The organism is Serratia sp. BNK-12, from assembly GCF_047456085.1.
Lineage (GTDB): Bacteria > Pseudomonadota > Gammaproteobacteria > Enterobacterales > Enterobacteriaceae > Serratia > Serratia liquefaciens.
Genome location: NZ_CP179896.1, coordinates 2,910,133 through 2,933,678, shown reverse-complemented (window position 1 = coordinate 2,933,678; position 23,546 = coordinate 2,910,133). Strand labels below are relative to the sequence as shown.

The 23,546-nt window shown below is 56.6% G+C and carries 23 protein-coding genes; 7 read left to right on the top strand and 16 right to left on the bottom strand.

Going from position 1 to position 23,546, the window contains the following annotated elements:
• Positions 1–51: 51 nt before the first annotated feature.
• The 4 genes from ACMGG1_RS13485 to ACMGG1_RS13470 all read right to left on the bottom strand — a co-directional run bounded on the left by ACMGG1_RS13485 (position 52) and on the right by ACMGG1_RS13470 (position 5,233).
• Positions 52–1,392, bottom strand: a complete 1,341-nt coding sequence (locus ACMGG1_RS13485) for an MFS transporter (protein ID WP_414160731.1) — start codon at positions 1,390–1,392, stop codon at positions 52–54.
• Positions 1,389–3,047, bottom strand: coding sequence for a urocanate hydratase (locus tag ACMGG1_RS13480; RefSeq protein WP_414160730.1), 1,659 nt, complete (start codon positions 3,045–3,047; stop codon positions 1,389–1,391). The genes ACMGG1_RS13485 and ACMGG1_RS13480 overlap by 4 nt, the downstream gene beginning before the upstream one ends.
• On the bottom strand, positions 3,044–4,135 hold the full coding sequence (locus tag ACMGG1_RS13475; protein WP_414160729.1) for a DUF917 domain-containing protein: 1,092 nt from the start codon (positions 4,133–4,135) through the stop codon (positions 3,044–3,046). The genes ACMGG1_RS13480 and ACMGG1_RS13475 overlap by 4 nt, the downstream gene beginning before the upstream one ends.
• A 201-nt stretch (positions 4,136–4,336) precedes the next feature.
• On the bottom strand, positions 4,337–5,233 hold the full coding sequence (locus ACMGG1_RS13470; protein ID WP_130015617.1) for a LysR family transcriptional regulator: 897 nt from the start codon (positions 5,231–5,233) through the stop codon (positions 4,337–4,339).
• A gap of 176 nt (positions 5,234–5,409) precedes the next feature.
• On the opposite strand from ACMGG1_RS13470, the gene ACMGG1_RS13465 reads away from it, so the two are divergent.
• Positions 5,410–6,789: a dihydroorotase gene (locus tag ACMGG1_RS13465; protein WP_142815372.1), complete on the top strand. Its 1,380-nt coding sequence runs from the start codon at positions 5,410–5,412 to the stop codon at positions 6,787–6,789.
• Positions 6,786–8,036: a Zn-dependent hydrolase gene (locus ACMGG1_RS13460; protein WP_414160728.1), complete on the top strand. Its 1,251-nt coding sequence runs from the start codon at positions 6,786–6,788 to the stop codon at positions 8,034–8,036. The genes ACMGG1_RS13465 and ACMGG1_RS13460 overlap by 4 nt, the downstream gene beginning before the upstream one ends.
• 47 nt (positions 8,037–8,083) lie before the next feature.
• On the opposite strand, the gene pckA is transcribed toward ACMGG1_RS13460, so the two are convergent.
• Positions 8,084–9,703: a phosphoenolpyruvate carboxykinase (ATP) gene (gene pckA, locus ACMGG1_RS13455; RefSeq protein ID WP_122078997.1), complete on the bottom strand. Its 1,620-nt coding sequence runs from the start codon at positions 9,701–9,703 to the stop codon at positions 8,084–8,086.
• A 465-nt stretch (positions 9,704–10,168) separates the two neighbouring features.
• Between pckA and ACMGG1_RS13450 the strand changes: the two genes are divergently transcribed.
• Together ACMGG1_RS13450 and ACMGG1_RS13445 are read left to right on the top strand one after the other, a co-directional pair.
• Complete coding sequence (locus tag ACMGG1_RS13450) at positions 10,169–11,512, top strand: 2-hydroxycarboxylate transporter family protein (protein WP_020826531.1); 1,344 nt, start codon at positions 10,169–10,171, stop codon at positions 11,510–11,512.
• 307 nt (positions 11,513–11,819) lie between these two features.
• The gene (locus ACMGG1_RS13445) at positions 11,820–13,250 is read left to right on the top strand and encodes a serralysin family metalloprotease (RefSeq protein ID WP_259217058.1); all 1,431 of its coding nucleotides are present in this window, start codon (positions 11,820–11,822) and stop codon (positions 13,248–13,250) included.
• A 150-nt stretch (positions 13,251–13,400) separates the two neighbouring features.
• Here ACMGG1_RS13445 and ACMGG1_RS13440 read toward each other — a convergent pair whose 3' ends face one another.
• From ACMGG1_RS13440 to yniD, 3 genes are all read right to left on the bottom strand, one after another.
• Positions 13,401–13,610, bottom strand: coding sequence for a hypothetical protein (locus ACMGG1_RS13440; RefSeq protein ID WP_041414492.1), 210 nt, complete (start codon positions 13,608–13,610; stop codon positions 13,401–13,403).
• A 365-nt stretch (positions 13,611–13,975) separates the two neighbouring features.
• The gene (locus tag ACMGG1_RS13435) at positions 13,976–14,113 is read right to left on the bottom strand and encodes a hypothetical protein (RefSeq protein ID WP_153263172.1); all 138 of its coding nucleotides are present in this window, start codon (positions 14,111–14,113) and stop codon (positions 13,976–13,978) included.
• Positions 14,114–14,131: 18 nt separating this feature from the next.
• Entirely contained in the window at positions 14,132–14,224 is a 93-nt protein-coding gene (gene yniD / locus ACMGG1_RS13430) for a small membrane protein YniD (protein ID WP_369982358.1), read from the bottom strand.
• Between the two features lie 343 nt (positions 14,225–14,567).
• Between yniD and ACMGG1_RS13425 the strand changes: the two genes are divergently transcribed.
• Complete coding sequence (locus ACMGG1_RS13425; RefSeq protein WP_020826536.1) at positions 14,568–14,960, top strand: ASCH domain-containing protein; 393 nt, start codon at positions 14,568–14,570, stop codon at positions 14,958–14,960.
• A gap of 1 nt (position 14,961) precedes the next feature.
• Positions 14,962–15,564, top strand: coding sequence for a hypothetical protein (locus tag ACMGG1_RS13420; RefSeq protein WP_201895340.1), 603 nt, complete (start codon positions 14,962–14,964; stop codon positions 15,562–15,564).
• Between the two features lie 54 nt (positions 15,565–15,618).
• Here the strand turns inward: ACMGG1_RS13420 and ACMGG1_RS13415 are convergent, their stop codons facing one another.
• The 3 genes from ACMGG1_RS13415 to ACMGG1_RS13405 form a co-directional block, all read right to left on the bottom strand.
• The gene (locus tag ACMGG1_RS13415) at positions 15,619–15,858 is read right to left on the bottom strand and encodes a DUF1480 family protein (protein ID WP_044550237.1); all 240 of its coding nucleotides are present in this window, start codon (positions 15,856–15,858) and stop codon (positions 15,619–15,621) included.
• 136 nt (positions 15,859–15,994) lie between these two features.
• On the bottom strand, positions 15,995–16,927 hold the full coding sequence (locus ACMGG1_RS13410; RefSeq protein WP_258089784.1) for a spore coat protein U domain-containing protein: 933 nt from the start codon (positions 16,925–16,927) through the stop codon (positions 15,995–15,997).
• A gap of 18 nt (positions 16,928–16,945) precedes the next feature.
• On the bottom strand, positions 16,946–19,291 hold the full coding sequence (locus tag ACMGG1_RS13405; RefSeq protein WP_048762658.1) for a fimbria/pilus outer membrane usher protein: 2,346 nt from the start codon (positions 19,289–19,291) through the stop codon (positions 16,946–16,948).
• Here ACMGG1_RS13405 and ACMGG1_RS13400 point away from each other — a divergent pair.
• On the top strand, positions 19,290–19,457 hold the full coding sequence (locus ACMGG1_RS13400; RefSeq protein ID WP_020826541.1) for a hypothetical protein: 168 nt from the start codon (positions 19,290–19,292) through the stop codon (positions 19,455–19,457). The two genes, ACMGG1_RS13405 and ACMGG1_RS13400, sit on opposite strands and share 2 nt — an antisense overlap.
• Here ACMGG1_RS13400 and ACMGG1_RS13395 read toward each other — a convergent pair.
• The 5 genes from ACMGG1_RS13395 to rsmF form a co-directional block, all read right to left on the bottom strand.
• On the bottom strand, positions 19,443–20,207 hold the full coding sequence (locus tag ACMGG1_RS13395) for a molecular chaperone (RefSeq protein ID WP_020826542.1): 765 nt from the start codon (positions 20,205–20,207) through the stop codon (positions 19,443–19,445). The two genes, ACMGG1_RS13400 and ACMGG1_RS13395, sit on opposite strands and share 15 nt — an antisense overlap.
• Before the next feature lie 22 nt (positions 20,208–20,229).
• The gene (locus ACMGG1_RS13390; RefSeq protein ID WP_020826543.1) at positions 20,230–20,778 is read right to left on the bottom strand and encodes a spore coat U domain-containing protein; all 549 of its coding nucleotides are present in this window, start codon (positions 20,776–20,778) and stop codon (positions 20,230–20,232) included.
• Between the two features lie 5 nt (positions 20,779–20,783).
• A complete protein-coding gene (locus ACMGG1_RS13385) occupies positions 20,784–21,287 on the bottom strand; it encodes a spore coat U domain-containing protein (protein ID WP_414160727.1) in 504 nt (167 codons plus the stop codon).
• A gap of 2 nt (positions 21,288–21,289) precedes the next feature.
• Entirely contained in the window at positions 21,290–21,829 is a 540-nt protein-coding gene (locus ACMGG1_RS13380) for a spore coat U domain-containing protein (RefSeq protein ID WP_122079008.1), read from the bottom strand.
• Positions 21,830–22,108: 279 nt separating this feature from the next.
• Positions 22,109–23,545: a 16S rRNA (cytosine(1407)-C(5))-methyltransferase RsmF gene (gene rsmF / locus ACMGG1_RS13375; protein ID WP_129940401.1), complete on the bottom strand. Its 1,437-nt coding sequence runs from the start codon at positions 23,543–23,545 to the stop codon at positions 22,109–22,111.
• Position 23,546 lies beyond the last annotated feature (1 nt).

Below are 23,546 nucleotides of genomic sequence, written 5' to 3'. Positions count from 1 at the left end.
GATAAGTAAACCCTTATTATTGATTTTTATGTTGTTGTAGCGTTATTCGTTTCAGGGCTGCTGCGCCGGACGGCGGGCGATAAAATACAGGGTGATCAGCGCCAGTAAGCTGGCGATCATCACGTACCAGGCCGGCGCAAAGCGGGTGCCGGTATTCTGGGTCAACCAGGTCAGGATCGCCGGCGCAAAGCCGCCGAACACCGTCACCGCCAGGTTATAGGACACCGACATTCCGCTGGCCCGTACCTGGGTGGGAAACAGATCGGACAGTGCCGCAGGGGCCACGCCGACGAACAGCGACACCAGCACGCAAAACAGTGTCTGTACCAGGATCAGCATTGCGGTGGTGTGGTAAGCGTCAAGCAGCAATAACAAGGGGTAGCTGGCAACCAGTAAAAAGGCGGCACCGGCCTGCAGGATTTTCAGGGTACCGATGCGATCGGACCAGGCACCTGCCGCTACGCAGCAAACCACCATAAAGCAGTTACCGATCAGTGCCGCCAAAAACGCCTGATGGCTCTCGAAATGCAGCACGCGTTGAACGTAAATCGGCATATAGATAACCAGCGCGTAGACGCTGACCGCCCACAGAATAGACAACCCGGTGCCCAGCAGCAGGGCCTGACGATGGGTACGGAACAGCTGTCTCAGTGGCTTTTCCGGAGCGCATTGCTCCCGCTGACGCCGGGCCTGCTCTTCGGCAAACAGCGGCGTTTCCTCCAGGGTTTTACGCATCCACAGGCCAATCGGGGCGATCGACAAGCCGATGATGAACGGAATACGCCATCCCCAGTCACCTACCTGTTCGTGACTGAGCGTCAGGGTGACCGCGGTGGCGACCAATGCGCCCAGGATATTGGAGATCCCCATGCTGGCCTGCAGCCAGGAAGCGTATTGGCCTTTCTGGTGTGCGGGGGCGTGCTCGATTAAAAATGCGGCCGCGCCGCCCACCTCTCCCCCGGCGGAAAATCCTTGCAGCACCCGGCCACACAGGATCAATAAAGGTGCGCCTATGCCAATAGCGCTGTACGGCGGTGCAAAGGCAATGATTGCCGTGCCGACGGCCATGGTCATGATGGTCAGCGTCAGGGCGGCCTTGCGGCCAACCCTATCACCATAAGCGCCGATCACCAGGGCGCCGAGTGGGCGAATGACGAAACCGAGACCGAAGGCCAGAAAGGCCTCAAACAGTTGGGTGCCGGGATCGTTGGGGTGGAAGAAGTTCTGCGCGATGTACACGGCGAAAAAGGCGTACACCGAGAAGTCATACCATTCCAGCGCATTGCCGATGGATGCGGCAGCAATCGCTTTACGCCCACGGCTTTTGCGCGGCGTATCGGCGGCGTTGGCAACCAACAGGGGGGAGATGGTCGGAACCGTGCTTTTATTCATCGTTGTTCTCCGCGAGGCAGTGAGATATAGGGCAGGGATTTTTCAGCTATCTCGTCGAGCGACTCCTGATAACCGGCGTCGGCGTATCGCATCACGCCGGTACTGGTGTCGTTGGTCATCGACAATTGCAGGCGTTGCTCCGCAGCGGCGCTGCCATCGGCGATGGTGGTGACGCCTGAACTGGTCATATAGCCGCTGTAACCGCCGCCGCCGGAGTGGATTGCCACCAAATCCGCCATGGAGGCGCAGTTGACCAACGCATTGAGCAGCGGCCAGTCGGCGATGGCATCGGAGCCGTCCTTCATCTTTTCGGTCATGATATTCGGGTGAGCCATTGCCCCGGCGTCGAGATGATCGCGGGTGAAGGCGATAGGACCGGAAAGACGGCCGGCCGCTACCATGCGGTTCACTTCCAGCGCCAGCTCGGTGCGTTCCCCGTGACCGAGCCAGGCGATGCGTGCCGGCAGGCCTTCAAAGGGCACATGTTGGCGCGCCAGGGTGATCCAGTTGCTGACGATGCGGTTATCGGCAAAGCGCTCCAGCAGGTAGTCGTCGATCACCCGAATATCGTTGCTGTCGTTGGACAGCGCAATCCAGCGGAACGGACCGATGGCGCGACAAAACAGCGGCCGCAGGAAGGCCTCGGTGAATATGGGGATCTCGAATGCGCGTGCAACGCCGCCCTGGTGGGCGTGGGTGCGGATAAGATTCCCGTTATCGAACACCACCGCGCCGCGGTCCATAAAGCCGATCATGGCTTCTACGTGTTGCACGATAGAGCGGCGGCTGGCATCCATCAGCGCATTGATATCCGCTTCGCGTTGCGCCGCCACTTGCTCAAGGCTGTAACCGGCGGGGACGTAGCCGTACACCAGGTCGTGCGCTGCCGTTTGGTCGGTAACGATGTCCGGAACTACGCCGCGGGACAAAATCGCCGGGTAGACTTCGGCGGCATTGCCCAGCAGCGCAACTGACAAGGCCTCTTTGCGTTGCTGAGCAGCGGCGATCATCGCCAGTGCCTGATTGAGATCTTTCGCCTGGTGCTGTAAAAAGCCGTTTTTCAGCCGTTTGTCGATACTGGCCTGATTGACCTCGACGGTCAGAATCGCAGCGTTGGCCAGGGTGCCCGCCAGCGGTTGCGCACCGCCCATGCCGCCCAGCCCGGCGGTGAGGATAAAGCGGCCGCGTAGATCGTTAGCGAAATGCCGTTCGGCGATACGCGAGAAGATTTCATAAGTCCCCTGGATCACCCCCTGCGAACCGATATATTGCCAGTCGCCGGCGGTCAGTCCGCCCCAGCAGATCAGGTTTTCTTTTTCCCAGCGGTAGAAGTTTTCCGCCTTCGCCCATTGGCCGACCATATTGCAGTTGGCCATGATCACCAGCGGGGCATTAGCGTGGGTCTGCAGCACGCCGATTGGCTTGCCGGATTGCACCAGCAGGGTTTGGTCTTCACGCATGGTTTTTAACGCATGAACAATGGCATCGTGTGACGGCCAGTCGCGCGCCGCACGTCCCAATGCCGCATATACCACCAGTTCGTCGGGATTTTCGCCAACGGCCAGCACATTTTCCAATAGACGCAACAGCGCTTCTTGCCGCCAGCCCAGGCAGCGCAGCTCGGTGCCCGAGGTCACTTTAAAGGCTCTTTTCATGCGGCATCTCCCGTTGGCAGGTAGCTGCGTAAGTCAATCCCGAGGGTTTTCTCTACCGGCGGATAAACCGCCGGATCGGTGACCGATGTGGAAAGCGGGAACTGAGAATGATGCATATGGAAAATTACCACTTCCATGCCTGGTTTTAACTGCCCGGCGCTTACCGGGTTGCCGGCCTTGTCGAGGGTAGTGATCACGTCTGGATAACTGGCGAGACGCTCACCGTGGGCGTCTTCCACCGCCATATGTTCATTCATGATATGGATACGGCGCAGGTCCTTGCCCTGGCCGACAGTCACGATGCCGACGTCGAACGCCTCTTCGGTATAACGCAGGCTGTTGGCGGCAACCTTGCCGCTGCCGATAATATTGCCGCCGGTGTGGCGACAGATGGTCTCGACGATGCCGTTGCCGTTTGCCGCCAGAATGCTTTCGCCCAAGGCAATCGCCTGGCTGATGCCCCCCAGCGCAGCGTGTTGGCGCACGTAGCCGGCTGGTATCGGGTTGCGGCAGCTGGCGATAAAGCCGCCGGACATGTCTGCCGCTTTGCGCAGCACCGGCGACACCTTGGCCGTGGCGCCTTTCACCACCAGTTCGATATAGGCGTTATTGGCCCGATTGCCGCCGACGGCAGCCTGGATCATCGGTTCAGGGCTGGAGGCCAGGCCGATGGAGCCCATGTCGCCAGTCGGGTGGGCACGCAGATCGCCGACCGCATCGACGACCTTGCAACCGAGGATCGCGGCAGGCAACCAGCCGTTGAGGGTGCTGGACATGCCGTTCTGCCCAACCATCAATCCGGCGATAGGGGCGCCCAGTGCCTGCTGCACCAACTGCACGGCCTTAACGTAGTCGACGCCGAGCATTTGCCAGTCGGTCAGGCCGCCGGGGGCGCCAATCGCTGCCGCGGTAGCAATCCAGTCGTTATCGTTCAATTCCTCAAGGCTGACCAGTTCCGGTCGGCCAATGGTCACCGCCAGTCGCCCAAGCTCCAGGCCGTGGGCAACCCAACCGCCACCGCCGCAGGCAAATACCGAACCGCCTTTTACCGCGGCCTCCACATCGTTAAGTGTTAAAACACGCCCCATGGTCTGTGCTCCTGAAAGTATCGGTGAGATTGCGCTTGAGTGAATAATCTGTGAATAGTTGCGCTACCGGAATTCGATACTAGGGGGCGGTTAACCAAAATGTCGCATTACTTTTTATCACCTGCGTATAACACAATGTTAACCCATGCTTCAGGCGCAATAATGAGCCGCCATCACCCAGGGGAGTGGTGATGAAATGCGTTAGCGCGACCAGTGGATCTGCACTGATTCGAGGGTGGCAATAAACGCCTGAGCCAGTCGTGAAAGGGGCTCGTACATGCCGTGTACGATGCTGATGGGGGTTTTGGCAGTGGGTTCGATGGGCCGGAAAACCACCTTGGTCCACACCGGGCCATTGGCGGTAATTTCATCGATCAGCGCAATGCCAACCCCGGCTTGCACCAGTGCGCAGGCGACGTGGATCTGCTGCACTTCGACGGTAGGGCGCAGAATGATATCAGCATCACTTAACAGTTTGCGCACCAGTTGGCCGATCGGGATCTCGGCGCCATAGCCAATAAAAGGCTGGTCGATCAGATCCTCGATACCTATCACATTTTTGGCGGTTAATGGGTGTGAGGCAGGCAACGCCACCACCAGCCGGTTTTCATACAGCTGGCGCGAATACACGTTGGGATGACCTTCGTGCAGAAAAGCGACCCCCAGTTCAACCTGTTGCGTCAGCACCGCCTGCAGCAGCACGTCCGGGATCATGGTGTGCAAAATCACCCGCGCTTCGGGCAATTGCGCGTGGAATTTTGCGATGGCGCTGGGGATCAAGCCTTGCCCCAGACTTGGGCTGCAGGCGATACGCAGGTGGCCCATACGGTTTTGGATCAGGTCCTCAGCCACTTCGTTAACCCGCTGGACGCCCTGATAGACCGAATTGACCTCGACAAACAGGTGACGAGCCTCCGGGGTCGGGTACAGTCGCCCCTTGATGCGTTCAAACAGCGTCAGACCCAACCGCTGTTCGGTGTAGCCGATCAGCCGTGAGACCGCCGGTTGTGAAACGTGCAGCAGCTTGGCGGCACCGCTGATCGAGCCGGTCAGCATGATGGCGCGGAACACTTCGATTTGCTTGAGGTTTAAACGCACAGCCCCTCCACTATGGTTAACATTTTGTTATGCATGAGTGATAAACAAGCATAAGACAGAATAGACAGCCTCACCCTACACTGGCCTGACTATCGGCACAATCGACCGATTGATAACCTGAGATATATGCATTTTTATGCATTTATTGTATGCAATGGAATTAGGGGAGGGGCGCTATGAATCTGAGTCAACGGCCAGAGCTGGTGGTCAAGGGCAATCTGGTGGATGCCGAGCGGGTGACTCCGGACGGCTGGCTGGCCATCGCAGGCGGTAAAATCATCGGCAGCGGCAGCGGTCAGGCACCGGAGGCCCCACAGGTGATCGACGCTGGCGGCAAGTGGATCCTGCCGGGGGTGATTGACGGTCAGGTGCATTCCGGCAGTCAGGCGAATCAGGAAGGATTGGGCTGGGCGTCGCGGGCGGCGGCGGCGGGGGGGATCACCGTGATGGTCGATATGCCTTATGACGATCCGCAGCCGGTGGCGTGCCGCGCTCTGCTGGAAGCAAAAATTGCCGAGGTGGAGCGTGACTGTCATGTCGACGTGGCGTTGTTTGGTACCCTGAACGCAACCTACGGGTTCGATGCCGCTGCCGGACTGATCGAAGGTGGGGTATGTGCCTTTAAATTTTCCACCTTTGAAGCTACGCCGGGCCGGTTTCCTCGGGTGGACGAAGACGACCTGATGCATGCTTTTGAGCTTATTGCGCCGACCGGGCTGGCCTGTGCGGTACACAACCAGATGCAGGAGCTGACGCGTAAAAATATCCAGCGAATGGTCGAGGCCGGCGACACTGGCTGGGATGCATTTATGCGTGCTCACACGCCGCTGATTGAAAATCTGGCTACGGCGCTAATTTATGAAATGGGGGCGGAAAGCGGGGCTCGCGCCCATGCGGTGCATGTTTCCACTTCACGCGGTTTCGAACTTTATCGGATGTATCGGCAGGCTGGCTACCCGGTCAGCATTGAAACCTGCGTACAGTATTTGATGCTCAACCATGAACAACATACGCGCCAGTTTGGTGCCAGGACCAAACACTACCCGCCGATCCGTCCTAAAGCGGAAACCGAACTGTTGTGGAGCCATATTGCGCAGGGCGACTGCACCTTCGTTTCTTCCGATCACGTCAGTTGGGGTCTGGAGCGTAAAGGGGACGACAACGTGTTCAAAAACGCCTCCGGTGGCCCCGGGCTGGAGACGCTGTTACCGGCGTTGTGGACCGGCTGCGAGCAGCACGGCATTGCGCCGACCACCGTCGCGCAGCTGCTGTGTCGCAATCCCGCGCGGCATTTTCTGCTCGACGATCGCAAAGGGGGGTTTGACACAGGTATGGACGCCGACTTTGTGGTATTGCGGCCCGAGCGCTACCGATTCGATCCCGCGAACAGTTTGTCGGCGGTGAAATGGAGCGCCTTCGAAGGCATGGAGTTCAGCGTACGGGTGGAAGCCACCTATTGTCGCGGCCAGGCAGTCTTTGCCGAGGGCCGTATTCTTAATTCGCCGGGGTCGGGACAGTTTCTGCGCCCGCGCGTTGCCAACGGAGCAGGCCAATGATCGCGTTAATCAACAGTGAACGTTTGTGGGCGCGGGTCAATCATCTGGCACAAATGACGTTGCCGGATGTGCCCTGGACACGACGGGCCTTTACGCCATTGTTCAGCGAGGCACGAGCCTGGCTGGCGGAACAAATGAAGCGGGCTGGGCTAACGGTAACGCTGGACGAAGGCGGCAATCTGATCGGTCGGCGCGCCGGGGTGCGCAACGATCTGACGCCGATAGTGATCGGTTCGCATTGCGATACCGTGGTGGGCGGCGGCCGCTATGACGGGATTATCGGCGTGCTGGCGGGGATTGAAATCGCCCATTGTCTGCATCAACAGGGGATAGTTTTGCAGCATCCGTTTGAGGTTATCGACTTTCTGTCCGAAGAACCCAGCGATTACGGTATTTCCTGCGTGGGCAGCCGGGCGATGAGCGGTGAATTGGACGGCGGTATGCTGGCTTCCCGGAACGCGCAAGGCGAAACGCTGGCGGAGGCGATGACGCGTATTGGCGCTCAGCCGGAAAAACTGAACCGGCCGCTGCGCCTGCCGGGCGGTACCGCCGCTTACGTTGAGCTGCACATTGAACAGGGGCCAGTACTGGAGCGCCAGCACCTGCCGATTGGCGTGGTGACGCACATCGTCGGCATCCGCCGGGTGTTGGTGACGGTGCTTGGGCAGCCGGATCACTCCGGTACCACGCCGATGGATATTCGTCGCGATGCTTTGGTCGGGGCAGCGCATGTGATTGAGCAGGCGCACGCGATGGCGTTACAGCAAAGCGGCAATCCACATTATGTGGTGGCGACCGTAGGGCGCATCGCCATGACGCCAAATGTCCCCAATGCGGTGCCAGGGCAGGTAGAACTGATGCTGGAGGTGCGCAGTGACAGTCAGGCGCTGTTGGAGACTTTCCCGGAAGCGCTGTTGGAAAACTGTCGGCCACGTTTGCAGAGTCTGGATTTACAGACGCAATTGCAGCATGTCAGCCGTGCACGGCCCACCGCCTGCGCGGAAACGGTGATGCAGGCGATCGAGGGGGCAGCTCATTCGCTGGGGTTGGCCGGACGCCGGCTGCCGAGCGGTGCCGGGCATGATGCGGTTTATATGGCGTCGACCGGGCCGGTGGGGATGGTGTTTATTCCCTGTCTGAATGGGCGCAGCCATTGTCCCGAGGAGTCGATTACCGAGCAACAGTTGGCGGACGGGGCCAGGGTGCTGGCGCAGGCGTTGATCAATCTGGATAAGCAATTGGCATAAAAAAGGGGCCTGCTGGCCCCTGTAAGGATGATAACGCGCGCTGTGGCTTAAAGTTTAGGCCCGGCGCTCACCAGTTTTTCCCCTGCGGGGGTGACGGTGTATTTGGCAAAGTTATCGATAAAGCGCTGGGCCAGATCCTGGGCTTTTTCCTGCCACAGAGATTCGTCGGCGTAGGTTTTACGCGGATCGAGGATCGAAGGGTCTACCCCCGGCAATGCCTTCGGTACCGCCAAGCCAAAGATTGGCAGGTTGAAGGTGTCGGCGTGCTCGATCTCCCCGTTTAAAATGGCGTCGATGATGCCGCGGGTGTCCTTAATGGAAATACGCTTGCCGCTGCCGTTCCAGCCGGTATTCACCAGATAGGCCTGTGCACCGGCCGCTTCCATGCGTTTTACCAGCACTTCTGCGTACTGCGTCGGGTGCAGCGTCAGGAACGCCGCGCCGAAACAAGCGGAGAAGGTCGGGGTTGGGGTGGTAATGCCGCGCTCAGTGCCGGCCAGCTTGGCAGTGAAGCCGGACAGGAAGTGATATTGGGTTTGTTCCGGTGTCAGGCGTGATACCGGCGGCAATACGCCGAAGGCATCCGCCGTCAGGAAGATTATTTTCTTGGCATGTCCCGCCTTGGACACGGGTTTGACGATGTTTTCGATGTGGTTGATCGGGTAAGAGACTCGGGTATTTTCGGTCTTGCCGGCGTCATCGAAATCGATGCTGCCGTCGGCCAGCACCTGCACGTTTTCCAACAGCGCGTCCCGGCGGATAGCCTGATAAATCTCTGGCTCAGCCTGAGGAGACAACTTGATGGTCTTGGCATAACAGCCGCCTTCGAAGTTGAATACGCCGTCGTCGTCCCAGCCGTGCTCGTCATCGCCGATCAGTTGGCGTTTAGGATCGGTGGAGAGGGTAGTTTTGCCGGTGCCGGACAGGCCGAAGAAGACCGCCACGTCACCCTGTTCGCCCACGTTGGCTGAGCAGTGCATCGAGGCAATACCCTGCAGCGGCAGCAGGTAGTTCATGATCGAGAACAGGCCCTTTTTCATTTCGCCGCCGTACCAGGTCCCGCCGATCAGCTGTATGCGTTCGGTCAGGTTAAAGGCGACGAAGTTTTCCGAATGCAGCCCCTGCTGTTTCCAGTCAGGATTGGTGCATTTGGCACCGTTCATCACCACAAAGTCCGGCTCGAAATTCTGCAGCTCTTCATCCGACGGGCGGATAAACATGTTTTTGACAAAGTGCGCCTGCCAGGCCACCTCGGTGATGAAACGCACTTTCAGGCGGGTGTCTGCGTTGGCGCCACAGAAGGCATCCACCACAAACAGACGCTTGCCGGAAAGTTGGTTACCCACCAGCGTTTTCAGATGTTGCCACACTTCCGGCGACAGCGGCTGGTTGTCGTTTTTGCCTGTGCCGCTGTCGGACCACCAAACGGTATCGCGCGTGGTGTCGTCACGCACGATGTATTTGTCTTTCGGAGAACGGCCAGTGAATTCGCCGGTATCGACGTTGACCGCGCCCAACGTCGTTAACGTACCGCGCTCCAGCGCCGGCAGGTCGGCGCGGGTTTCCTCGATAAACAGTTGTTCATAGCTGGGATTATGGACGATCTCGGTAGCCTGGTGGATACCGTAGCGGGCCAGCGTTTGTGGGGTAATCGCGATTGAAGACATATCCTACTTCCTTATTAGTTCTATGCCCTTCGCCTTTCTGACCACGGCCTTTGAAAGCGATAGGGCATATATTATGTGCCTGCTTTCCGCACGGTGCCGCGTGCAGAGCAAGGCTCGGGTACAAGCTGACCGGATTCAGCTATTTACCGCTCCGGTTCTCATTAATAAACGCACGGATTTTTACTTCCATCTATAGCATAGCAGTGAATTAGCGCCTGATTAATTTAATTACAAAACGCTGACGATAATTAATTAAAGCCAACATTGGCGGGGGCTCACAATATTGAGTTAATAAGAGGTAATTTGGTTTTGTATTTTTATTTTTTATCATATTGTCAGTGCTGTCCACTATTTTATTTATTATAAATAAGCCCATTCCGAAACGTACCTTTTAAAGCTTATAAATTATTTTATATGCCATTAGTCGATCCGCTCCACACTGAACGCTTGTCAGCAGGGTGAATAATGAAACAGATAAATGCAGAAATGACCTGTGAGAAAGAAATACCGCAACCTGATTCATCAGGATTGATTAACCACCTGCGGAAAATGGATATCGGTGCCGTACCGGTTGCGCTGTTTATCACTATTTGCGCGATTGTCGCCGTATCGGCCTACGCCAACTTCCTGCCAAAGAATATGATCGGCGGCCTGGCGGTGATCATGACGCTGGGCTTTGCGCTGGCGCATTTAGGTAAAAGCATTCCGGTACTGCGTGATATTGGCGGCCCGGCCATTCTGTGCCTGATGGTGCCTTCGGTGCTGGTGTACTTTAATTTTTTCCAGCCGAACGTGATGGGTACCGTCCATCTGCTGATGAAAGACGCCAATCTGCTGTACTTTGTGATCGCCAGCCTGGTGGTCGGCAGTATTCTTGGCATGAACCGGGTGATTCTGATCCAGGGCATGATCCGTATGTTCGTCCCGCTGGTGGTGGGCACGGTGACGGCGGTGGCAACCGGATTGCTGGTGGGTAAGCTGTTTGGTTTTACCTTCTATCACACCTTTTTCTTTATCATCGTGCCGATCATCGGTGGCGGTATCGGCGAGGGCATTTTGCCGCTGTCGCTGGCGTATTCCGCCATTCTGGGGTCGACACCCGACGTGTATGTGGCGCAACTGGCGCCGGCGGCGGTGCTGGGCAATATCTTTGCCATTGTCGCGGCCGGAGTGTTGGCGCGACTGGGCATGAAACGCAAGGCGTTGAGCGGTGACGGCATGCTGATCCGTTCGGCGGAGGAAAACGCGGTATTCGATATCAAGGAAACCAGCGGCAACGTCGATTTCCAGCTGATGGGCGGTGGCCTGCTGGTGATTTGTGCCTTCTTTATCGTCGGTGGCCTGTTCGAACATATCGTGCATATTCCCGGTCCGGTGCTGATGATTCTGTTTGCGGTGCTGTGCAAATATTGCCGGGTGATCCCAACCTCAATGGAAACCGGTGCGCACAGTTTTTATAAGTTCGTCTCCACCGCGCTGGTGTGGCCGCTGATGATTGGCCTCGGCATGCTGTATGTTCCGCTGGAAAGTGTCGTGGCGGTGTTCTCGGTCGGTTATGTGGTGGTATGCGGTTCGGTGGTGTTGTCGATGGGGCTGGTGAGTTTCCTGATTGCGCCTTACCTGAAAATGTTCCCGGTTGAAGCGGCGATTGTTACCTGCTGCCACAGTGGCTTAGGCGGTACCGGCGATGTCGCCATTCTCTCCGCATCTAACCGGATGGGGCTGATGCCGTTCGCGCAAATCGCCACGCGCATCGGCGGTGCCTCTACCGTTATCGGCGCCACGCTGTTATTGGGTTGGTTAATTTGAATCCGGGCTAAATTAAGGATTGCCGGGGTGGATTGCCCCGGTTTTTTTATTTTCGCCTGCCGCTAATAATAAGCACTCAAACGGAGTCGGAGTTGAAGGTAATATTTTAATCAGATAGTTCTGTATTTTAATAAAAAGTGTCTATCCTGTTCTTTAAGGGATTATCGTTCTCATTAAGAGTGCTCATGGAGGGCGCCAACCGCATTAGCGAGATCCCCGTATTTATTCAGCACCGGAACACGGCCATTAAGGCCATCCGACAGTGATCGTAGCGACTCACTGAAATGACGAATATGGAGATACTCTAATGTCATCAAGCAATCAACGCGTTAACCCATCGGCAGAAGCTACAAGCGTATTGGCCCTTCAAGGAGCCTATAAGGCTGACAGCGATCCTGAATTGAACGTCATTCACCCTTCGAAAAGTTTTGAAGATGCCGGGTTGGCATTGATCCGCGGCGACCGCAGTTGGCACGACAAAGGTGTGACCGATACCGCGGTTAACCTGAGTTACAGCTTCTGGGAACAGGCGCCAGGCAACATGTCTAGCATGGGGATCGGCGGCTTCAGCAGTTTCAATGAACAGCAGCGCGAACAGGCGAAACTTTCGCTGCAATCCTGGTCGGATGTGGCCAATATCACGTTTACCGAAACCAGCGATACCCAAAGTGCCAATATCAAATTTGGCCTGTTCGATGTCAGTTCACGCGGCTCCTATGCCTTCGCCTATAACCCCGATACCTCCCCATCGGTGGCTGGGCAAACCTGGTACAACGCCACAAGCAATGTGTTCGCCAATAACCTGATCCATGAAAACGAATATGGCCGTCAGACGTTGACGCATGAAATTGGCCATGCGCTGGGGCTCCAGCACCCTGGGGATTACAACGCTGCCCCGGGTGTGAGCATCACTTACAACAATGACGCGACCTATTTTGAAGACAGCCGCGCCCACAGTGTGATGAGCTACTTTGGTGAAAGCAGCACCGGCCAAGATTTCAAAGGCGCTTACTCTTCGGCTCCGCTGTTAAATGACATTACGGCGATCCAGCAGTTCTATGGCGCCAATATGTCTACCCGCAGCGGCGACACGGTTTACGGCTTTAATTCCAATACCGATCGTGATTTTCTCACCGCCACCCACGCGCAGGATAAAATCGTGTTCAGCGCCTGGGATGCAGGCGGTACGGACACCTTTGATTTCTCCGGTTTTAGCCAGAATCAACGTATTAACCTCAACGAGAAGTCCTTCTCCGACGTGGGCGGCCTGGAAGGTAACGTGTCTATTGCCGCCGGCGTGACCATCGAAAATGCGTTTGGGGGATCCGGCAACGATGTGATCATCGGCAACGCCACCAATAACATTTTAATCGGCGGCGCGGGGGACGACATTCTGTACGGCGGCGGTGAATCGGATCATCTGTTTGGTAATGAGGGTAAGGACACCTTCGTTTATTTCGCCGCCAACGAATCACGTGCTGATGCGCCGGATTGGATCGTGGATTTTGTCAGCGGTGAAGACAAAATCGATCTGACGCTGTTCAACACCGGCAGCAGCAATGGCATCGAGTTCGTTAGTCAGTTCAGCGGTAAGGCCGGTGAAGCCTTGTTAACTTACGATGAGCTCAATCACGTCAACGATGTGGCAATCAATCTGGGAGGTGGGTTCGACAGCAGTGACTTCCTGGTGAAAGTGATTGGCCAGCCGCTGGTGGAGAGCGATTTCGTGCTGGTTTGACGGTTGCAGGCAACAAAAATAGTGCTTTATTGGGAAAAACACGACAATTCCTATTAATTTCGTCATGTTAGCCTGACATAGTAGCGCACAGAAGGCCGGGCTTGCATACCTCGGGCTTCTGCCGAATCGCCAACCAATCCGGTTGGCGATTCATTTTCCATCTTTCAGCATGTTGATCGCCGCGCTTATCAGGATCCGGCGTTCAATGTCGTTGCTTTCGGCCAGTTGCTGCGCCAGGTGTTTTGCCAGCGTTTCGACCGATAAAACCTCGCCGCGATGACGCAACTGCATCACGCTGTCGCCGATCAAACGCGCCACTTCATCCCACACGGTTTTTATCTCCTGCTCCGAGAACATCATGGGTTACCTCGGCTGGGTGATTTTTGGTCAATGTAGCAGTTGAGGTCAGGGGGCGCCACCGTACCGATCGCACAATGCCAAAACCGGATGCATAAAAAACAAGCCATCAGTATTTCTTCTGGTTTTTTCGTCCAATACTAACAGTGTCGAATATCTGGAGGGTGAATGATGAGACTGGTCGATAAACTGGCTGAGTACCATCGCCGGAGCCGGCGGGCTGAAGCGCAACATTGGCTGTACCGTTTATGGCTGCCGCAAGGGGAGGCGAGAATTACCTATTTACGCGAGTTGTTGGAGCCTGAGGCTAAGCAACCCGCGAAGCGGGAACACTGAAAGAAGGCGTGTCAGTATCCGGCCGGACTGCGTTACTCGAGAATATCTTCGATCTCTTCAAGCACCTGGTGACCCAGGTCGGTGGTGATCATCAAAATACCGCAGACCAAAATAACCAGCGCCAGCAGCAGTAAGGCGATTTGTACGCCGTTGCCATTTCGTTTTGCCATGGGGCCTGCTCCTTGCCGTTAGCCGAAAACTATTGCCGCCCAGCGCAATAACAGTAGGGCGAGACAGATCAGCAATAATATTAAAAACATCTTCCAGTGCTTGCTGCGCATGCGTTTGGTGGCCAATGTGACCTCCTGTTTTAGTGATCAGCTGAAATACCAGCCGCCGATAACAAAGATAACAATCACGGCGACCGCCAGAACTTTTAACAGGTCGCTGAAGGTGTCATCGGGGTCTTTGTCGTCATTCTTCATTTTACCGCCTGGCCGAGAGCCATTGAGTGAATTGCGTTCACAGTATGCCTGTTGTCCCGGCATAGGCACAGGGGTTTACCCCAAACAGCCGTTAAAAGAGCCCAATAAGGCGGCTGCGGGCTGAATTCGGCAGTGCAGGCAGCGCTGGATACGTTGTACTATTCTGTCTGCACAATGATTTATTTAAAAAGGTATGGCAATGGCGAGCGAAATTCCGAAGAAATATGAAAACACCGAGCGTTGGGCGTTCGGCAAGACCGAGCAGCAGGCCGACGACGTGGCCAAGCTGATCCTGGACGGCACCAAGACGGCAACCTGCTCCAATCTGGACGGCGAAGGCATCCCGCTGGCCGGTGACGTATTTGTGGTGGTGGATGGTAAAGGTCAGCCGGTTTGCGCGGTGGAACTGACGTCGGTAGAGATGAAAACCTACGATCAGGTTGATGAGGCCCATGCTTTTGCCGAAGGGGAAGGTGACCGTTCGTTGGCCTATTGGCGTAAAGAGCTGCAGAGCTTCTTTGAAGAATATGAGCTGTTCTCACCGGACATGACGCTGGTGCTGATGAATTTCAAAGTCACAGAGACTTTCTGATTTGACGTCCCCCGTGCCTTACGTCTGCCAATGGGCGACGCCTGAGCTGGCGGCCGACCTGATTGCCGGGCGCGTGACGCTGGCGGATGACGCTAACTGGGCGCTCAGCGGCGCGCGCGACCGGGCTGAATATATCGAATGGGCGAATCACGTTTGCGGTATGGCCTGCCTGAAAATGGTGTTGAGCCACCGCGACGGCGATGCGCCGCCGCTGTTGGAGCTGGCGCGCCGCAGTTTGCCTTATGGGGCTTACGTGCGTGAGGGGGAGCGCATCAAGGGGCTGATTTATGCGCCCTTTGTCGACTTTGTGCGTGAGCAGTTCGCCCTGGAGGCGGAGGTTCAGGTGGGTATTGAGGCGCAAGCGCTGCCACAGCTGTTGGCGCAGCGACGCTATTTTATGGCCTCGGTGCACCCTGGCATCCGCTGGCCCGAACAGACACCGCCACAGCGGGGCGGCCATCTGGTGTTGATTACCGCCGCTGAGGCACAGAGCGTGACATTCCACAATCCGTCTGGCGATCGGCCGCAATCGCGCCAACAGGTCACCTTACCGTTGGGCAGCTTTGCCCGCTTTTTCGCCGGGCGCGGTATCGCAATAGCATAAAAAAACGCGCGTTGTTCCCAGCGAAACAGCGCGCGTTCTCAGATATTCCATCATTCAATCCAACCGCATTACCCAGGCATCGGTCTGGCGATCGTAATGCTGCTTATACAGCAGCGATTGCTTGCCATCGAGTATTGCCGGGATGCTGGTGTGCTCATCCCAACCGTCTAACTGCATGCACAAATCGGGATCCGACTTGCAAGGGATCGCCAGTGTACTGACCTGCTCGGGCGAGGAGGACAAATGTGCGTCATCAACCTCGAAACTGCCTATTTTCACCACGGTTTTGCCCATTGGAACTCCTTGCTTGCTGCGCTGGTATGAGGTGTGACCAGTTGGGTCATCTTAATCAGCATAGCTAAATGAGCAAAAAATGCCACATAAAAAATACAAACTGGCAACATGAGCATTCAGCGGCTAGCGCAGGGGCTTAATACTCCACGACAAAACTCAGGTTGTCCTGGTAGGTGCCCACCGGCACTTCGGTTTGCGCCTGGTTGATTTGCGCCAGGTAGGGAATGCTTTGCGCCAGCCCTGTGCCAGAGCCTGCTTGCTTGTTAGCGCTGTTCCACACCGTGGTGGTGTTGGGCAGGTAAATTTGATACTGCAGATAGTTGCTGGTGCCACTTTTCATTCGCCGCCATCCGGTGACAGGGTTATTACCATCGGTAAAGTAGGTATTGTACCCCTCGGTTTTAGTGCAGGTGAGGGTGATGCTTTGGTTCACCGCATTAAACTGACCCACCAATGCCATGCTGCCGAAATTGACGTTTTGTGCAGTACCCAGCAAACAATCTTTAGTGATCGTCAGGCTGATGTTAACGGTGCTGGGCTTATTGGTGCCGTCCCACCAGATGCAAAGCCCAATCAGACCCAGGCCGCAGATATGGTAATTCCACACCAGGTTGACGGTATCGGTATAGGTACCTGCGCGCACGTTAGCCCCGGCGGTAGTTTTGATATACAGCGGGAAATTGACGTTGGGCGAGATCAGGATCAGCGTTAACAGGTTCAATGAACTGTAATCAATGGTTTGTCCGACGCTGTAGGGATATTGGTAATTCGCATCGGGGTAAATCAAATAAGGAATCTGATCGCCGGAACCGTCGGTATTAGCCAGCGCCATATTGTGGGTGGTCGAGTTGATTTTAACCGTCACGGTGTTTTGCGTCAGCAGCGACAGGCCAAGGCCGCTGCAGTTGAGCCCGGCGGTACCTTGAGCGCTGAGCGAACCGTTGTAGACGGCAAAAGAGCTGCTGCCGGGCAGCGTCACGGCACCGTTGGTGGTGGTACAGTCGGCGAGCGCCTGGCGGGCTGTGAGCAAGAGCAGCGCCAGCAATAACGCCTTGGTTCCACGGATCATATTTGTCTCCATAATGAGTTACTGGCAAACGATCGGCCCGATACTTTGGATACCCTGGGTTTTGGTCAGGTTGAATTGCGCCTGGCAAGGGGCACTGCCGTCTGCCGGGATAACGCTCAGCCGGTTTTGCAATTGCACCGGATCCACATAGACCATGCCATCCCAACCGACGTAGCTTTGCTGTTTGCTGCCGATAACGGCCACTTCACTGCCATTAGCCAGTGGTTTGCCCTGGGCGTCGACCAGTTTGACGTCGGCGGCGGAAATGTGCTGGATGGGAAAATCGACCAGAAAACCGCTGTGATCGCGGATTGCCACGGTTTTCTCTACGGTGGGAACCGCCACGTCTGCAGGCAGGTTGAGCGGATCGATTTGGAATTTGGCGTGGTAGTAGGAAGTGACGGTTGGCACCAGCAAATAGCCTTTGGCGTTGGTCACCCCGATTAACTGATTTTCATAGCGGACCGGGATGTCCGGGTAGCCCTCGGTAGAGATCAGGGCGAAGGCGTCATTGATGGTGTTAGTGGCATACAGATCGCCTTTCATTGCCACCAGCGAGCCGCTCACTTCGCCCCAGCGGGTATAATCATTGCTGTTGCCGTACATCCCGCCGCGGGCTTCGAGCAGGCGGGTACGCCAGGTGATATCGGCCTGGCTATAGCTGTCGCTGCTCTGTCCGTCCGCATAGGCCAGGTTCCAGCCCAAACCACCGTCGGTCGGCGCGGCACGGCTGTAGCTGACGCGTTGGTTCCAGCGATTGTTGTTGTCACGAGAGGCGCTGACGCTGGCGGTACCCCAACTGTCGAAGGGAATGGACAGTTGCAGTTGGGCGCTATAGCCGCTGCTGCCGATTTCACGGTTCACTGACGCATACAGACTGGTATTGCGCCACAGCGAGATGCTGTAGGAGAAGTTGGCCAGACGAGTGCGTTGGCCAATGGCGTCACGGACATCGAAATAGCCGGCGCCAATGCTACCGAATCGGTTCAGACCGATACTGCCGGTCAGTTGATCGGTACGGCGGCTCAGACGATAGTCACTTTTATACACCGAAATATCACCGAAGCCGGCGCTGCGCAGGATGCGCTGAGCATTCAGACTGTAATAGCGGTTGCTGTAGGTGTAGCCGATGCTGCTTTGATCGCCATGATTGGAGCTGTATTGATAGACCGGCTGCGGATCGGGCTGCGGGATAGGTTGACCGGTCAGGGGATCGTAGTAGTTGGGTTGTTGCGAAGGTTGATAATCGTTAAAGGCATTATCGCTGGCCTGGCTGTAGCTGTACGAGGCATTGAAAACGCCCCATTGACCAAGGCGAATATTCGCACCTGCGCCACCCACCGCCAATTCCGCTGCGCCTTCGGCGCGGCCTTCCAGAGTCAACCAGTCAGTGACGCCGTAACGTCCGCTGCCGCTGGTCACCCACTGGCCATAATCGGCAGAGCTCATGCCATAATTGCGTCGCAGGGCACCGGCGGACAGGCTGAAATCGCTCATGCCGGTCTGCAACAGGTTACTGGCGACATAAAACGGCACCACGGTACTGACTTGTCGGCCTAGTGCATCGGTGGTGACCACGGTGGCTTGGCCCGCGCCGTTAATGTAGGGCACGGTATCCAGGGTGAAAGGACCGGGGTTAACGCTGGTACTGCTGTTTTTATAGCTGTTGATATACAGATCGACGCTGCTGGGCAGAGCCGCCTGGCCCGAGAACTGCGGTAGCGGATAGGTGATCAGGTCTGGCCGGGAAGCAAAATTACGCGCCAGCTGGACGCCGCCGATACGCACCGAACTGCTCCAGGTCAGGGCGCCGGTGGTGAGATCGCCGGCGGTATAGCTAAGCAGGCGGTCATCATCATTGTAGCGCCACTGACTGTCGTAGCGGATATAACGGTTGTCCTGCTCACTGTTGGCGGAGGTGTTAAAGCTGCCGCGGAAAATACCGGTGTTCGACACCACGCCAAAGCCATCGAACAGCCGTTGTTCTGTCCAGGCAGAAAGAGAGCCCGGCTGGCCGTTGGCGCTGCTTTGGCTGGCGTACAAATCGTAATTGAACAGCAGGCCGAGACTGCTCTGCGCCGGCAGGCGATCCAGTGGGTTCTGAGCGTTGAATTTTTGATTGGGTAGCCAGTCGTTGGGGACGTTGATCATCAACTGTTGGGTTTCACCGCTGTAGGTGACGTCCACTTTCTCTAATTGGTCGACGGCAATTTCTTTCGCCTGTTTATCCGCTACCGGCAGGCCGGCGTCGAGCAACTGCTGTGGTGTGAGGTAATAGTGGCCGCCGCGATAGGTCACTGGCACCACTTTCCCGGTCTGACGACCATTGACCACCGGCTCCAGATACAGGGTGGTATCCGGCATGCTGATGGCGCTGGGCGGCGGCGGCAAATCGTCGGCGCAAGCGTACGGTAGCCACGGCGTGGCCACTGCGCACAGTACGGCGAATGCTAACGGCTTCAGCCCGAACCCGTTACGCCTGGGGGACGGTATCCTGGTTAACGGCACATCAAGCTCAATAAGCGGTTAAGGTTATCGGCTGTTTGTTATCGTTGACCGTGGCTTGCAACTGACCGCTGCTGAAACTGCCCGATGCCGGCAGGGCAAAGCGCATCTGCGAACCGGGCAACACATACCCCATCAGACCGGCATTAAGCGTTTTTCCCTGCATCGTCACTTTGGAGATACGCGCATGTACGATGCCCTGGTTGCGCACCTCCAGCCAACGTTGGCTACTCTGTTGCAACAGACGGTAGCTGAGCTGCGGCTGGTTGGCGGTGGCGTAATCGCGCGGTTTTTCTGAGTCTTGCTTGGTCCAGACCCCTTTACCGCTGACAAACAACGGGACTGAATAGCGCATCTGGAATTTCAGCCCCATCTGCGCCCCTTCTGGCGCGGATTGACTGCCTGAATCTTTTACCGGGACTTCATCAATCAGAATACGGTAGGCGCGCTCCTGCCCGGCGGGCGGCGGGGTTTGTTTAACCAGCCGGATCAGTTGGCGTTTTCCTGGTGCAATTGAGGCAACCGGCGGGCTGGCGATGACTTCGCTTTGGTTGCTGTAGTCGTCTTTACCGGCGGTCTGTTTCCAGCCGAGCACCCGCACTTGCATATAGACCGGCTTGCTGTCCCGATTTTCCAACCATAGCGCCGTCGCGGGTTGTTGATCTTCAATCACTGGATCGATGGGCCAAATCAGGATTGACGCGGCGGCCAGAGCCTGTTGTTGGCCGACAATCAGCAGCGCTGCCGTCAGTGGCAGTCGGAAGGGTATGCGCATGGCTAAATCCTTATTCAAAATACTAATAAGTGACCGTCAGTAAGACCGTATCGCTGTATGTGCCACTGGTGGGCAGGGTACTGGTCGAGAACAAACGGGCATAAACTTTTATTTCCTGGGTGCTACCGGTCGCGGCGACGACCTCTGTGGTGCCGCCGTTACTGCCATCGCCCCAAATGGTGGAATAATTACTGTCCTGGTAAAGCTGATAAATCAGGGTCTCGGGGGTCAGGGTATTTTTCAATTTGCGTCCGGCGGAGATAGAACCGGTGACATTGTTGCCGATGCCAAGCGCCAGCGTGACGCTCAGACCTGGGTTGCAGCGAAACAGCACGGAACCGGCCCCCGAACTGGAAACTATGCTGATATTGCTGGCTAACGAGGAGATCTGTCCAAAGTTGAGGTTGCCGAAGGTGGTGACATCGCTGCTGCCGCTGCCCAAAATACAGCCTTTCACTACCGTCGCGTTGACGGTAAGCGCCTGGGTTTTTTGCTGATCGTTGACACCCGTGTCGCCCAGTACCGGCGGCGTTATCATCCAGAGCAGTAAACCACCGCTTAAAATACGCATTACCCTTACCAATTGATGGTGACCTGCACGGTGTCGGTGTAGCTGCCGATCGGAGGAGTGGATTGCACCGGGATCATGCCATACACCGGTAACCAGTTATCCTGACCGTTGGCGGTTTGCGATACTCCGGTCAAATTATCCCAAATGGTGCTGTGGGCGCTGGTGGTATACAGGTTGTAGTTCACCTGTTGGCCAGCGGCATTTTTCAGGTAACGGGCCGCGGTGTTACCGCTTTGCCCGCCGCCCAGCAGCACGTTGTAACTGGTGCCGTTGTTGCATTTGACACGAATGGCGCCCGCGTTTTGTTGCCCGGCAATACTGACGTTGGTAGTGAGGAAATAGACCGTACCAAAGTCCAGCGAACCAAAGCTGACATTGCCGCCCGAGTTGCTGCCTGCTTCACAGGCCTTCAACAAGGTGGCACTGACGCCGATGGTGGCGGTTTTGCTATCCGCGTTCACCGCCAGGCTCAGCGTCAGCAACCCAAAAACAAAAAGGGCTTGCCGCACTGTTACCAGGTTACCGTCATCGTCACGGTATCGTTGTAGGTATCAGGATCTGGCGTAGTGGCCGCCGCCGGGACACGACCATAGACAATTAATGGAACCGCTGAGCCGGTACCGGTGCCGGTCAGGGCATTGGCGCCGCTAGACCAGGCGGTAGCACGTGCCGAATCCTGATAGAGGTTGTATTTGATTAACGCGCCGGCCGTACTGGCCATTTGGCGTTGGTTACCGGCACCCACGTGCAGACCGTTATTCAACGCCACGGTATAGGCGGTGCCTGTGGTACAGGTCAGCGACAGGGTACCTGCACCGCCGGAACCGGTTGCGCTGGCGTCAATAATGTTGGACAGGGAAGAGTAAGTCCCGAAGCTAATGGCGCCAAAGTCGTTGGCGCTACCCGCGCTGTTTCCACCGCCGACCACGCAACCCGCGCCGATGGTTAAGGTTACGCCCAGGTTGCCCTGAATAGTGCCTGCTGCGTTAGCTGCGCCGTTTGCGCACAGCAGGGTGGCTACCGAGGTCAATGCCATCAGAGTTTTTTTCATATTAGTTTCCTTGCTGTGTAAGGGAGAACCCCACAAAAGCGCCGCCCGGAACCGGGTTAAACGCATTAATTTATTTACAGTTTAATTAATAGAATAAGAATGCTGAATTGTCTTGGTCAGGAGCCAAAAATTATCTTTATTTTTGAAAGGCGTCGGTATATTTGGCAAGTCGGGAGGATAATGCCGAAAAGGGTAAATGATTAGAATAATAATATTCCCCTATCGGAATATTATTAGCGCCATTAACTGGCCGGCATTTTCCGGCCAGTTTCAGCGCATCTACTGATGAAAATCCAACGCACCGTCGCGAACCAGTTCGCGGGGCAGATTGTTTTTTATCCGGCTGCCGATGCGTTTGGCGATCCCCAGCGGCTGTTGCTGATAGGTCACGATGCATTCATCGGTCAGCGGCGGTGAGTCCGGGTACAGGTCGCGGCCGTGATACCACTCCTGCGCCAGTGTTGCATCCAGCTCAAAGCGCTGCTTACCGTCAGCCGCCGCCAGCGCGATCACCGCTTCGTGCTGCCAGCGATAGCCCTTGGTGAAGCGTTCGGCCAGTTTCAGCCCAATGCGGGAAAAACGTACTTTGTTGACGAACGTTTCCAGCTCGGCGGGGAACAGCCAAATCTCTTTATCGCGCGCCCACAGGCGGCTGGTTTCATCCCAGACCAACCCGGAAGCAGCGGCGGCCTGGGCGATTTCAGCAGAGTCCTTGGCGGAAAGCGGCGCGAACGGGAATTTGCCCAGCTTATAGCTTGGTTTCGCCAACGCGGGCACGGAGTGATGTTTGCGCAGGCGGGCCACGAAAAAGCCTTCGCTGTCGTAGATCTGCGGGAACACGTGGAGGAAGCCTTCAGCGGTCAGGGCCTGTTTGGCGCCTGGGAACAGTTCGCCCAATGGCTCGACGCTGACCGCGTCGCCATAGGTCGCCAGCAACCCGTTGACGATCTGCTGATTTTCCTGCGCGTTGAGCGTGCAGGTGGAGTAGACCATGACGCCACCCGGTGCCAGGGCATGGAAGGCGCTGTCGATTAACTCGCGCTGAGTCTCGGCGATGGAGGCAACGCTTTCCGGCGACCAGTTGCTCATAGCGTCCGGATCTTTGCGTACTACGCCTTCACCGGAGCAGGGTGCATCCAGCAGAATGGCGTCGAAGCTTTCCGGTAGTGCGGCGCCGAATACCCGCCCGTCAAAGTGGGTGAGCGCCGTGTTTTTAACCCCGCAGCGGCTGATGTTGGCATGCAGCACCTTGACCCGGCTGGCGGAATATTCGTTCGCCACAATGCCACCCTGGTTGTTCATCAAGGCCGCAATCTGAGTGGTTTTGGAACCCGGCGCGGCGGCGACGTCCAGCACCCGACGTGGCGTTTCCCCTGCGGCGAACAGTGCACTGACCGGCAGCATCGAGCTGGCTTCCTGAATGTAAAACAGGCCGCTCAAGTGCTCCGCCGCGCTACCCAGCCGCAGTTCCTCGTCTTTGCGTTCGATCCAAAAGCCTTCCGTACACCAGGGGATTGGCTCCAACTGCCAGTCGTAATCCTGCACCAGCGTCAAAAAGTCGGCAACGCTGATCTTCAGCGTATTCACTCGCAGGCTGCGGCGCAGCGGGCGTTGGCAGGCGGCAATAAAATCGTCCATCGACAGGTCGGCGGGCATGATGGCACGCGTCGCGTCGAGAAAGGCGGGCGGCAAATAAACGGAGGCAGGTTTGGCCACG